Below are 12,344 nucleotides of genomic sequence, written 5' to 3' on the forward strand. Positions count from 1 at the left end.
CTTTCCCATGCCCGTTCCATCCGACTATCTCGATCGCGTCTACGCCGGTGTCCTCGGCAAGATGATCGGCGTCTATCTCGGCCGGCCATTCGAGAACTGGCGTTACCGGGATATTCTCGAAAAGCTCGGTCCGATCACCTACTACGTTCACGAGCAGCTCGGCGATCCACTGGTCGTCACCGACGACGATCTCGCCGGAACCTTCACGTTTCCACGCGCCCTCGACGATTACGGCGTATCGGCGGATCTATGCGCCGAGGATATCGGTCGCGCCTGGCTGAACTACATCATCGAGGAGCGTTCGATCCTGTGGTGGGGCGGCGCGGGCAACTCGACCGAGCATACGGCATGGCTCAATCTTTCCCGCGGTATCCCGGCGCCGGCATCCGGCTCCATCGAGGTCAATGGCACGACCGTGGCCGAACAGATCGGAGCGCAGATCTTCATCGACGGCTGGGCACTGGTTTCGCCCGGCAATCCGGAAGGCGCGGCGAAACTCGCTCGGGCGGCCGGATCGGTCAGTCACGACGGGGAATCGGTCAACGCTGCAGTCCTGTGGGCGGCGATGGAGGCGGAAGCCTTCGTCAGTCGCGACGTGAACCACCTTCTCGACACGGGGCTTTCCTTCATTCCGAAAGACAGTCTCGTCGCGAGACTGGTCGCGGATATTCGGCGATGGACGTCGGGCAACGAAGACTGGGAGCAGACCCGGCAGCGTATCGAGGACAATTACGGGTACGACAAATATCCCGGCAATTGCCATGTCATCCCCAATCATGCGCTGATGATCATGGCGCTCCTGCATGCGCCGCACGATTTCCAGCGCGGCCAGACGATCGTCAATACCTCGGGCTGGGATACCGATTGCAACGCCGGCAATCTCGGCTGCCTTCACGGCATCATGCTCGGGCTGGAGGGTCTCGATGCCGGACCGGACTGGCGCGGCCCGGTGGCAGATCGCCTGTACATCTCGACTGCCGATGGCGGGCGCTCGGTGACCGATGCCGTGGAGGTATCGCTCTGGCTTGCCGATCTCGGACGCAAACTGGCCGGCGAGGCCGCAATGCCGGCACCGAAGAACGGCGCGCAGTTTCACTTCATGCTTCCGGGCTCGGTCCAGGGATTCCGGGCTCAAACGAGCCGAACCTCCGTCGCGGACTTGAAGGTTTTCGGTACGGGCAACGCGCTGGCAATCGATTTCTCCGCTTTGGCGCCCGGGCGCGAAGCGGCTGCCACGACGCCGGTCTTCACGCCGAAAGAAGTGACGCGAATGAGGACTTACGATCTGATGGCCAGTCCGCGCATTCATGCGGCACAGGTGCTGAAGGCGAAGGTGAGCGCTGCTGCCGACAATACAGGCCCGGTGAATGCACGCCTTCGGCTGCGCCATTACGACGGGAAGGACGAACTGGTCGATCTCGATGCGTCCGACGCCATTGTCCTGTCACCCGGTCGATCGGGCGCACTGGAGTGGACCGTGCCTCGGACCGGAGGGCAGCCGATCGCCGAAATCGGCATTGTCCTGACGACGGACGAAGGCCGGAGCGGTGGTCGTGTGCTGATCGATTCACTGTCGTGGTCGGGCTGTCCGGACGTCACGTTCCAACGGCCGGAAGGGGATGGCGATTTCTGGCGCCGCGCGTGGGTCAGCAATGTTCATTTCTTCTCCAAGCATTTTCCGCAGGATATCCGTATTAGCCAGAACCGCGGCGCCGGCATGATCCACCAGGGTGGACGGAGCTGGACGGATTACACCGTCGAGGCGGACTTGATGCTGCATCTCGGTGACCTCGGCGGCGTCGTCCTGCGGGTCCAGGGTCAACGTCGCTACTACCTCGCCTGTGTGACGAGAGACGGAGAATTGCAGATCCGTCGCCAGAGAGACGAGCAGTGCGAGATCCTCGCGTCGACGCCTTGCGACATCGGCTTCGAAAGCTCTTTCGTTCTGAAGGCGAGCGTCCACGGCGAGCATATCCATGCGCGAATTGGCGACGCATCCGTGGAAGCCAGTGACCGATCGTTCGCCGATGGTGCCGCCGGTATGCTTGTCTACGAAGGAGCGCTTTCCTCCACCGGGTTCCGTCTTCGACCGATCGAGGGGGCCTGATATGGCGGGTCTTACGTTCAATAAGGTCGTTAAACGGTTCGGTGCCGTCGAAGTGGTTCGCGGTATCGACGCGGAGATAGCCGACGGCGAGTTCGTGGTGCTGGTCGGTCCCTCCGGCTGCGGCAAGTCCACGCTCCTGCGCATGATCGCCGGCCTTGAAGACATTTCCGGAGGCGAGATCGCGATCGGTGGCCGGGCGGTAAACGATCTGCCGCCGAAGCAGCGCGATATTTCCATGGTCTTTCAGAACTACGCTCTCTATCCGCATATGACGGTCGAAGAGAACATGGCGTTTTCGTTGACGCTGGCCGGTGCCTCGAAGGAAGAGAAAAAGCAGAAGGTCGAAAGAGCTGCCGAGATCCTCGGCCTCGTTCCGCTTCTCCAGCGCAAGCCGAAAGCTTTGTCGGGCGGCCAACGTCAGCGCGTCGCGATGGGGCGCTCGATCGTTCGCAATCCGCAGATCTTCCTCTTCGACGAGCCGCTCTCCAACCTCGATGCCAAGCTCAGGGTGCAGATGCGCGGCGAGATCAAGTCGCTGCATCGCAAGCTCGGGACGACGATGATCTACGTGACGCACGACCAGATCGAAGCCATGACCATGGCCGATCGCATCATCGTCATGGAGGCTGGCTGCATTCGGCAGATGGGAACGCCGCTCGAATTGTACGATCGGCCCAACAACGCCTTCGTCGCGCAATTCATAGGCTCGCCCGCGATGAACCTCTTTCCGGCCACCGTTCGCGATGGTCGCATGGTGCTCGAAACCGGCATCGATTCCGGGATCGCTCCGCCTGCAGGACTTTCGCAGGGAGATGAAATCCTCATCGGCAAACGTCCGGAAGAGATCGGGCTTTCGAACGATGGCGCTCTGCAGGCGACAGTCGAAAATATCGAGCCCACCGGTTCGGAGACTTTCGTCGAGATCCGGTATGGGCAGCAGCACGTCTCGGTCGTCCTCAGACAACGTCCGGCCTTCACCATCGGATCGACCGTAGCGATGCAACTCGATGTCGGCGCGTTTCATGCCTTCCAACGTCGAGACGGCATGCGTATCGCTTGAAGCGCGGATTGAGGCGCACCCTTCGTCGACGATAAAGACGACCCGGTTCTGCCGCTCCAACAGAAAAAATGGCCTGGCGAGCCGATTGCGCGGGCTGCCTCGCTGACGCTCCGGCCTTGCGAAACCAGGACATCGACCCGGCGAAGCTTCCCGACGATCTCTTCAGCCTGCGCTTCTCGTTCGGCACGCTCACGTCCTCCGATGGCTCGAAAACCATACCTCATGGAGGATGTTTCAGTAAGGGCAGGCCACCTTTATCGCGGATGGAGGGGCAAGGCAGGCAAGACCCGGCTTCGTCTTTTCTGCCTGCGTCGCGAACAGAGCCTTCCGCCGTTCTACCTGCTTTCCCGATGCGTTCGACGGCCGGGCAGCGACATGACGTCCACCAGATCGCGTTGGCATTCTCCGCGAGTTTCTGCCATCTTTTACCCAAAACGAAAGTCAAACGAAACCGGACGACGAACGCGCCATGGCTTTCAGACGAATCTCGATGAGCGGACGGCAAGAAAAGATCCTGCGCAGCGCCAAGCAGGTCGGTCGCGTGGAGGTCGAAGACCTCGTCGAGCAATACCGGGTCTCCGCGCAGACGATCCGAAAGGATCTCAACGTCTTGACCGAGCGGGGTCTCCTGAGCCGGACGCATGGCGGCGCGGAGGTCAGTTCCGGCGTCGAGAACCTCGAATACGAGGCGCGAAAGCTCATCGCCGCGTCGGAAAAGGCCGCCATCGGGCGCGCCACGGCGGATCTTATCCCTGCCCAATCCTCGCTGTTCATCAATATCGGTACGACCACGGAAGCCGTCGCGCACTGGCTCGGTGAGAAGGCCGGGCTGATGGCAATCACCAACAACATCAACGTCGCGACGCTTCTCAGGCCGTATGGCGACATCGAGGTCGTGATCGCCGGCGGCGTCGTGCGGCCCTCGGACGGCGGTATCGTGGGCGAGGCGGCCGTCGACTTCATCGGCCAGTTCCGGGTCGATTACGCCATCATCGGCGCTTCGGCGATCGACGCTGACGGGACTTTGCTCGATTTCGACTATCGCGAGGTGCGCGTGACCCAGGCGATCATCCGCAACGCGCGGCAGGTCGTGCTCGTCTCGGACTCGTCTAAATTCACGCGTTCGGCGCCGGTGCGCATCGGCCATCTCTCGCAGATCAACACCTTCGTGACCGATCGCGCGCCGGATGCAATCGTCGGCGTCTGCCGGGAACACGACGTCGCGCTGATCCAGACCGGAGACGATCCGGTGGAGGACGAACGGATTCTTGCGTCGTCGCTTTAATTTCGTTTGACGCGTGTTTTGGTTTCGGCTTTGATCGGACCGATTTCGTCGTGGAACCCACGTGCGGCGAAACCGGAGGAGATGGTGGACTACGACATCTTCGTCATCGGCGGCGGAATCAATGGCTGCGGCATCGCGCGCGATGCGGCGGGCAGGGGATACCGCGTCGGTCTGGCGGAGATGAACGACCTCGGTTCGGGCACGTCGTCGTGGTCGACGAAGCTGATCCATGGCGGCCTGCGCTATCTTGAGCAGTACGAGTTCCGGCTCGTGCGCCACGCGCTGAAGGAGCGCGAGGTGCTGATCGCGATCGCGCCGCATCTCGTGCGTCCCTTGCGCTTCGTGCTGCCGCACCATTCGGGCCTGCGTCCGGCATGGCTCCTGCGTCTCGGCCTCTTCCTCTACGATCATCTCGGTGGACGCGAAACGCTGGCGAAATCGTGCGCCGTCGACCTCGACGGTCCGCTCGGTGCGCCGCTGCGAAACGAATTCCACAAGGGTTTCGAATATTCCGACGCCAAGGTCGACGACACGCGGCTCGTTGTCCTCAACGCCCGCGATGCGGCCGACCGGGGCGCCGACATCATGGTGCGCACCCGGGTCGAACGCGTGCGGCCGGCCGACAGGGGCTGGCTTCTGGAACTCCGCGATGCGGAAGACGGCACCACGCGATCGGTCACCGCCCGCACGCTCGTCAACGCCGCAGGCCCGTGGGTCGATCTCGTCGATCACGAGATCGTCGGCCGCAACGGCCCGGATTCGGTGCGCCTCGTGCAGGGCTCGCACGTGGTGACGCGCCGTCTCTTCGATCACGACCGGGCCTATATCTTCCAGAACACGGACGGGCGGATCGTCTTCGCGATCCCCTACCAGGGCGAATTCACGCTGCTTGGCACCACGGACCGCGACTATTCCGGCGATCCCGGCCGGGCGACGATCGCCGAAGAGGAAGTCGGCTACCTGCTCGAAGCCGCCAACGCCTATTTCGAAAAGCCCGTGCGCCGCGAGGATGTCGTCTGGTCGTTCTCTGGCGTCCGCCCGCTCTATGACGACGGCGCGAAGAAGGCGCAGGAGGGAACCCGCGACTATACGCTGTCGCTTACCGAGGCAGGCGGGGCGGCATTGCTCAACTGCTTCGGCGGCAAGATCACCACCTATCGCGTGCTCGCCGAAGACGCGCTCGCCCGGCTTGCCGGTCCGCTCGGTTCGAATCGGGCGTCCGGGCGCTCGGCGAACGAAGGTCGGGCGCACGGGGCGGGATGGACCGCGCGCGTGCCGCTGCCGGGCGGCGATTTTGAGCCCGCAGCGCTTCACGAGACCATCGAGGCCCTTCGCCGGGACTACGCGTTCCTTTCGCCAGGCGAGGCCGTACGCCTCGTCGATCTCTACGGAACGCGAGCTCGCGCCGTCCTCGGAAACGCTCGCTCGCTCGGTGATCTCGGCCGCGATTTTGGCGCCGGGCTGAGCGAGGCCGAAGTCCGCTACCTGATCGATCACGAATGGGCCCGCACGCTCGAAGACGTGCTGTGGCGGCGCACCAAGCTCGGCCTCCATCTCGCCGGCACGGCTGCGGAAGAGGCCATTTCGAATTTCATGCACGCGTATCGCAAGGGGGAAGATGCGCGCACTCTCCGGCAGGAGAGTGGAGTCTAGGGAGGAACGGCATGCTCGAACTGGAGCGTGTGACCAAGATCGTCGGATCGCAGACCCATATTCACGAGACGGATCTCGCCTTCGAGACCGGCACGCTCAACGTGCTCCTCGGTCCGACGCTTTCCGGCAAGACGTCGCTGATGCGCCTGATGGCGGGTCTCGACCGGCCGACGAGCGGAACGGTGCGTTTCGACGGCAAGGATGTGACCGGCCTCCCGGTGCAGAAGCGTTCGGTGGCGATGGTCTACCAGCAGTTCATCAACTACCCGGCGATGACGGTCTACGAGAACATCGCTTCGCCGCTGCGCCTCGCCGGTGCCGACAAGGCGACGCTCGACCGCGAGGTTCGGGAAGCGGCCGAGCTCATGCGACTGACGCCCTTTCTCGATCGCACGCCGCTTACCCTTTCCGGCGGCCAGCAGCAGCGCACCGCACTCGCCCGTGCCCTCATCAAGAAGGCGAGCCTCGTGCTGCTGGACGAGCCCCTCGTCAATCTCGACTACAAGCTGCGCGAGGAACTGCGCGCCGAACTGCCGCGCATCTTTTCCGAATCCGGCGCGATCTTCGTCTACGCGACAACCGAACCCTCCGAGGCGCTTCTCCTCGGCGGCAATACCGCGACGCTGTCGGAAGGCCGCGTGACGCAGTACGGGCCGACCGTCGACGTCTTCCGCCGCCCGCGCGATCTCCTGACGGCGCGTACCTTCGCCGACCCGCCGCTGAACACGATCGACGTCGTGAAGCGCGGCGATCGTTTCCGTATCGACGAGGCGGTCGACCTGCCCGTGCCCGAGCGTCTTCGCTCTGCCGCGGACGGCTCTTATACGGTCGCTTTCCAGCCGAACCATCTGGCGCTCGCGCCGCAGACGCCGGAGGCCGTCGGGCTGAAGGCCAAGGTCTCGGTGACGGAGATCACCGGTTCTGAGACCTATGTCCATCTCGATTTCGCGGATGTGCGCTGGGTCATGCTGGCGCCCGGCATCCACGTCCTCGAGATCGGCGAGACGGTCGAGGTCTACGTCGATCCGCGCCACACCATGCTGTTCGCGTCCGACGGCGAAGCCGTGCGGCCCGGCGAACGGCTGGCGGCCTGAGGGGGAGGGCGGCATGGCGCGCATCGATCTCGACCACATCCGGCACACCTACACCGCGTCACCGAAGAGCGAAGCCGACTACGCGCTGAAGGAGGTGGATCACAGCTGGCACGATGGAGGCGCCTATGCGCTGCTCGGGCCTTCCGGCTGCGGAAAGACGACGCTCCTAAACATCATCTCCGGCCTCGTGACGGCGTCGGAGGGCCGGATCCTCTTCGACGGCAAGGACGTCACCCGGCTTTCGCCGCAGGAGCGCAACATCGCGCAGGTGTTCCAGTTTCCCGTGATCTACGACACGATGACGGTCTTCGACAATCTCGCCTTCCCCTTGCGCAACCGGACGATGCCGGAAGCCGACGTCAAGCGTCGCGTCGACGAAATCCTCGCCATGATCGACCTCGGCGATCGCGCCCATCGCAAGGCGCGTGGGCTGACTGCCGACCAGAAGCAGAAGATCTCGCTCGGGCGCGGGCTCGTGCGCTCCGACGTCGCCGCAATCCTCTTCGACGAGCCGCTGACGGTCATCGATCCGCACATGAAGTGGATGCTGCGCACACAGCTCAAGCAGCTTCACCGCCAGTTCGGCCATACCATGGTCTACGTCACGCACGACCAGACCGAGGCGTTGACCTTCGCCGACACCGTCGTCGTCATGTATGACGGCGAGATCGTCCAGATCGGCACGCCGGAAGAGCTGTTCGCACGGCCGAAGCATACTTTCGTCGGTTATTTCATTGGATCACCGGGCATGAACGTCGTGCCCGTGACGCTCGACGGCGGCACGGCGCATGTCGACGGCGAGGCGATCGCACTGCCGGCTCCGCCGCGCGAGCGCCCGCAGGCGAAGACCGAGCTCGGCGTGCGCCCGGAATTCGTGCGGCTGACGCGCGATGGCATGCCGTTTTCCATCGATACCGTGGAGGATCTCGGCCGCCACCGCATCGTGCGCGGGCATCTCGGCGCCCACGCGATCGCGGCGGTCGTTCCGGAGAACGAGACGATCCCGGCGGAGCCGCGCGTCACCTTCGATCCCGCAGGCATCAATCTCTACGCCGATTCCTGGCGCATGGAACTGGAGGGCTGACGTCATGGATAAGACCGTCAACCAGAAAGCCTGGTTCATGCTGATTCCGGTCCTCGTGCTCGTCGGCTTTTCGGCCGTCATCCCGCTGATGACCGTCGTCAACTATTCGGTACAGGACACCTTCGGCCAGAACGTCTTCTTCTGGGCCGGCACCGCCTGGTTCGAGCAGATCCTGCATTCGCCGCGCTTCTGGTCGGCGCTCGGGCGCAACCTCATCTTTTCCGGGCTCATTCTGGCGATCGAGGTGCCGCTCGGTATCTTCGTCGCGCTCAACATGCCGAAGCGCGGCATCGGCGTGCCGTTCTGCCTCGTCTTCATGGCGCTGCCGCTGCTCGTTCCATGGAACGTCGTCGGGACGATCTGGCAGATCTTCGGACGCTCGGACATTGGCCTTCTCGGCTGGGCCGTCGACGCGATCGGCATCGACTACAATTACGTCTCCGATCCCGTGGACGCCTGGATCACGCTGATCGTCATGGACGTCTGGCACTGGACGAGCCTCGTCGTGCTCTTGTGCTACGCCGCGCTCGTCTCCATTCCGGACGCGTTCTACCAGGCCGCACGCATCGACGGCGCGTCGCGCTGGTCGGTCTTCCGCTACATCCAGCTGCCGAAGATCCAGCACGTGCTCCTGATCGCCGTGCTCCTGCGCTTCATGGACTCCTTCATGATCTACACGGAGCCCTTCGTCGTCACCGGCGGCGGGCCGGGCAACTCGACGACGGTCCTATCGATCGACCTCGTGAAGATGGCGCTCGGCCAGTTCGATCTCGGCCCGGCGGCGGCGATGTCGCTCATCTACTTCCTGATCATCCTTGCGCTCTCATGGGTCTTCTACACCGTGATGACGAACCACGAGGCGAGGCAGTAACGATGGTGAATTCCGAAGAACGCCTCGCCCGGAACCGAAGCGAAAGCGTGATGCGCGATGCGCCGGCCGGTGGCCACGCGGCCTCCGGTGCGTCGTCGGATGCGATGGCACGGCGCATGCGCAAGCGCGGCGAGAGCGCGCGCTGGTCGTGGCTCGTGCCGACGATCTATATCGTCTTCCTCATGCTGCCGATCTACTGGCTCGTGAACATGAGCTTCAAGACGAACCACGAAATCGTCACCTCGCTCACGCTCTTCCCGCGACAGCCGACGCTGCAGAACTACGTGACGATCTTCACCGATCGCTCGTGGTATTCGGGCTACGTGAACTCGATCATCTACGTGGTCGAGAACATGGTGATCTCCGTCGCCTGCGCGCTGCCGGCCGCCTACGCCTTCTCGCGCTACCGCTTCCTCGGCGACAAGCACGTCTTCTTCTGGCTGCTGACGAACCGCATGGCACCGCCGGCGGTCTTCGCGCTGCCGTTCTTCCAGCTCTATTCCGCCTTCGGCATGATCGACACGCACATCGCCGTCGCGCTCGCGCACTGCCTCTTTAACGTGCCGCTTGCGGTGTGGATCCTCGAAGGCTTCATGTCGGGCATTCCGAAGGAGATCGACGAGACCGCCTATATCGACGGCTATTCGTTCCCGCGCTTCTTCATCCGGATCTTCATACCACTGATCGCGAGCGGCATCGGCGTTGCGGCGTTCTTCTGCTTCATGTTCTCGTGGGTGGAACTGCTGCTCGCCCGCACGCTGACGACGGTCAACGCCAAGCCGATCGCCGCCGTCATGACGCGCACGGTTTCGGCCGCCGGCATCGACTGGGGGTTGCTCGCCGCAGCCGGCGTGCTGACGCTGATCCCCGGTGCGATCGTCATCTATTTCGTACGCAACTACATCGCCCGCGGCTTCGCGCTCGGGCGGGTCTAGCGTCGAAGGGAGCGCGTTGATGAATCTCGATCTCACATGGATGGCCTGGACGTGGCCGACCGCCATCTTCTTCCTCGTCATAGCCGCGCTGATCCTGGCGATGGGCGCATGGGAGAAGGTCTCGCCGGGCGGTGGACCGCGCGTCGGCATCCTCAACTTCGAGACGACGCGCGGCGACCGTCTCTTCGTGTCGCTGCTCGGCGCAGCCTTCATTCACCTCGCATGGCTCGGCCTCGTTGGTCCGAGCCTGTGGTGGGCCCTCGGCCTGTCGATCGTCTACGCCATCGGTGTATTCCGCTTCGTCTAGACCGGGTCGATACCGTCGCGCGTACCGCGCGGCGTCCGTTATGCTTCGCAAACCCCATGGGAGGAGATCCATGCGAAAGCACCTTCTTACGACGACGACGGCGATCGCGCTTCTGGCCACGGCCGGGCACGCCTTCGCCGGCATGGACGAGGCCAAACAGTTCCTCGACCAGGAGATCGGCGGCATGTCCTCGCTGTCGCGCGCCGATCAGGAAAAGCAGATGCAGTGGTACGTGGATGCCGCCAAGCCCTTCAAGGGCATGGAGATCCACGTCGTCTCGGAATCGCTGACCACCCACGCCTACGAGTCGAAGACGCTTGCTCCGTGGTTCGCCAAGATCACCGGCATCAAGGTCATCCACGACGTCATCCAGGAAGGCGACGTCGTCGAGAAGATCCAGACGCAGATGCAGACGGGTCAGAACCTCTACGACGCCTACGTCAACGATTCCGACTTCATCGGCACGCACTGGCGCTACGGGCAGGCGCGGGACCTGACGAAATGGATGGCGAACGAGGGCAAGGACGTCACCGACCCGATGCTCGACCTGAAGGACTTCATCGGCCTTTCCTTCACCACCGCGCCGGACGGGGACCTCTACCAGCTTCCCGACCAGCAGTTCGCCAACCTCTACTGGTTCCGCTACGACTGGTTCAACGACCCGAAGATCAAGGCCGCCTTCAAGCAGAAATACGGCTACGATCTCGGCGTCCCGGTCAACTGGTCGGCCTACGAGGACATCGCCGACTTCTTCACGAACACCAAAGTCGACGGCAAGAAGGTCTATGGCAACATGGACTACGGCAAGAAGGACCCGTCGCTCGGCTGGCGCTTCACCGACGCCTGGCTTTCGATGGCGGGTGAGGGCGACCGAGGCCTGCCGAACGGCAAGCCGGTCGACGAATGGGGCATCCGCGTCAACGAGAAGTCGCAGCCGACCGGCTCCTGCATGGCGCGCGGCGGCGGAACGAACAGCCCGGCCGCCGTCTATTCGATCGAGAAGTACCTGAAGTGGCTCAAGGACTATACGCCCCCGGAAGCGCAAGGCATGACCTTCTCCGAGGCCGGCCCGGTGCCCGCACAGGGCAACATCGCCCAGCAGGCCTTCTGGTACACGACCTTCACCGCCGACATGGTCAAGAAGGGCCTCCCGGTCGTCAATGACGACGGCACGCCGAAATGGCGCATCGCTCCGTCTCCGCACGGGGCGTACTGGCATGAAGGCCAGAAGCTCGGCTATCAGGACGTCGGCTCCTGGACGCTCATGAAGTCGACGCCGGAGGACCGGGCGAAGGCTGCCTGGCTCTACGCCCAGTTCGTCACCTCGAAGACCGTGGACGTGAAGAAGAGCCAGACCGGCCTCACCTTCATCCGCGACTCCACGATCAACGACAAGAGCTTCACCGATCGGGCCGACAAGCTCGGTGGTCTCGTCGAGTTCTACCGCTCGCCCGCGCGCGTGCGCTGGACGCCGACGGGCACCAACGTGCCGGACTACCCGAAGCTTGCGCAGCTGTGGTGGCAGAACATCGGCGATGCGGCGTCCGGCGCGAAAACCACGCAGGAGGCGATGGACGCACTGTGCGCGGCGCAGGAAGGCATCATGGAGCGGCTCGAGCGTGCCGGCGTGCAGGGCGACATCGGCCCGCACCTGAACGACGAGCACGACGTCGCATACTGGCAAGACCTCGCCAAGAAGGAGGGCAACCTCTCGCCGCAGCCGAAGCTCGACAACGAGAAGCCGAAGCCGGTAACGGTGGGCTACGACGAACTGGTCAAGAGCTGGCAGGACTCCAACGACGCCTCCGGCTCGGCCAACGCTCAGGACACATCCGCCAAGGGCACGCAGACGAGCAACTAGCTGTGAGCTTTCATTAGGTTGTCCATCCGGTCCGGACCGGGGATGCTGAGGTTGTGAGACTTCAGAGTCCAGGGAGGGACCGGATGA

The 12,344-nt window shown here is 63.6% G+C and carries 10 protein-coding genes; all 10 read left to right on the forward strand.

Features of this window, described 5'->3' with window-relative positions; genetic code table 11:
• Positions 1-7 precede the first annotated feature (7 nt).
• The 10 genes from FJU11_RS06115 to FJU11_RS06165 all read left to right on the forward strand — a co-directional run bounded on the left by FJU11_RS06115 (position 8) and on the right by FJU11_RS06165 (position 12,257).
• Complete coding sequence (locus tag FJU11_RS06115) at positions 8-2,107, forward strand: ADP-ribosylglycohydrolase family protein (RefSeq protein ID WP_141166150.1); 2,100 nt, start codon at positions 8-10, stop codon at positions 2,105-2,107.
• Position 2,108: 1 nt separating this feature from the next.
• The gene (locus FJU11_RS06120; RefSeq protein WP_141166151.1) at positions 2,109-3,167 is read left to right on the forward strand and encodes an ABC transporter ATP-binding protein; all 1,059 of its coding nucleotides are present in this window, start codon (positions 2,109-2,111) and stop codon (positions 3,165-3,167) included.
• A 484-nt stretch (positions 3,168-3,651) separates the two neighbouring features.
• Positions 3,652-4,452, forward strand: a complete 801-nt coding sequence (locus FJU11_RS06130; RefSeq protein ID WP_141166163.1) for a DeoR/GlpR family DNA-binding transcription regulator — start codon at positions 3,652-3,654, stop codon at positions 4,450-4,452.
• Between the two features lie 81 nt (positions 4,453-4,533).
• Positions 4,534-6,105, forward strand: coding sequence for a glycerol-3-phosphate dehydrogenase (gene glpD, locus FJU11_RS06135; protein ID WP_141166153.1), 1,572 nt, complete (start codon positions 4,534-4,536; stop codon positions 6,103-6,105).
• An 11-nt stretch (positions 6,106-6,116) separates the two neighbouring features.
• Positions 6,117-7,199, forward strand: coding sequence for an ABC transporter ATP-binding protein (locus FJU11_RS06140; protein WP_141166154.1), 1,083 nt, complete (start codon positions 6,117-6,119; stop codon positions 7,197-7,199).
• A 13-nt stretch (positions 7,200-7,212) separates the two neighbouring features.
• Complete coding sequence (locus FJU11_RS06145) at positions 7,213-8,283, forward strand: ABC transporter ATP-binding protein (RefSeq protein ID WP_141166155.1); 1,071 nt, start codon at positions 7,213-7,215, stop codon at positions 8,281-8,283.
• Between the two features lie 4 nt (positions 8,284-8,287).
• Positions 8,288-9,154: a carbohydrate ABC transporter permease gene (locus tag FJU11_RS06150; protein WP_141166156.1), complete on the forward strand. Its 867-nt coding sequence runs from the start codon at positions 8,288-8,290 to the stop codon at positions 9,152-9,154.
• 50 nt (positions 9,155-9,204) lie between these two features.
• Positions 9,205-10,089 (forward strand): carbohydrate ABC transporter permease, encoded by an 885-nt coding sequence (locus FJU11_RS06155; protein ID WP_141166164.1) that lies wholly within the window; start codon positions 9,205-9,207, stop codon positions 10,087-10,089.
• A 19-nt stretch (positions 10,090-10,108) separates the two neighbouring features.
• On the forward strand, positions 10,109-10,396 hold the full coding sequence (locus FJU11_RS06160) for a DUF2160 domain-containing protein (RefSeq protein ID WP_141166157.1): 288 nt from the start codon (positions 10,109-10,111) through the stop codon (positions 10,394-10,396).
• A gap of 70 nt (positions 10,397-10,466) precedes the next feature.
• Positions 10,467-12,257, forward strand: a complete 1,791-nt coding sequence (locus tag FJU11_RS06165) for an ABC transporter substrate-binding protein (protein WP_235890843.1) — start codon at positions 10,467-10,469, stop codon at positions 12,255-12,257.
• Positions 12,258-12,344 lie beyond the last annotated feature (87 nt).

Source organism: Pararhizobium mangrovi, from assembly GCF_006516965.1.
Classification (GTDB): Bacteria; Pseudomonadota; Alphaproteobacteria; order Rhizobiales; family Rhizobiaceae; genus Pararhizobium_B; species Pararhizobium_B mangrovi.

Coding starts and splice junctions, on each gene's coding strand:
- FJU11_RS06115 (WP_141166150.1), top strand. CDS start 8: ATGCCCGTTCCATCCGACTATCTCGATCGCGTCTACGCCGGTGTCCTC.
- FJU11_RS06120 (WP_141166151.1), top strand. CDS start 2,109: ATGGCGGGTCTTACGTTCAATAAGGTCGTTAAACGGTTCGGTGCCGTC.
- glpD (WP_141166153.1), top strand. CDS start 4,534: ATGGTGGACTACGACATCTTCGTCATCGGCGGCGGAATCAATGGCTGC.
- FJU11_RS06140 (WP_141166154.1), top strand. CDS start 6,117: ATGCTCGAACTGGAGCGTGTGACCAAGATCGTCGGATCGCAGACCCAT.
- FJU11_RS06145 (WP_141166155.1), top strand. CDS start 7,213: ATGGCGCGCATCGATCTCGACCACATCCGGCACACCTACACCGCGTCA.
- FJU11_RS06150 (WP_141166156.1), top strand. CDS start 8,288: ATGGATAAGACCGTCAACCAGAAAGCCTGGTTCATGCTGATTCCGGTC.
- FJU11_RS06155 (WP_141166164.1), top strand. CDS start 9,205: ATGCGCGATGCGCCGGCCGGTGGCCACGCGGCCTCCGGTGCGTCGTCG.
- FJU11_RS06160 (WP_141166157.1), top strand. CDS start 10,109: ATGAATCTCGATCTCACATGGATGGCCTGGACGTGGCCGACCGCCATC.
- FJU11_RS06165 (WP_235890843.1), top strand. CDS start 10,467: ATGCGAAAGCACCTTCTTACGACGACGACGGCGATCGCGCTTCTGGCC.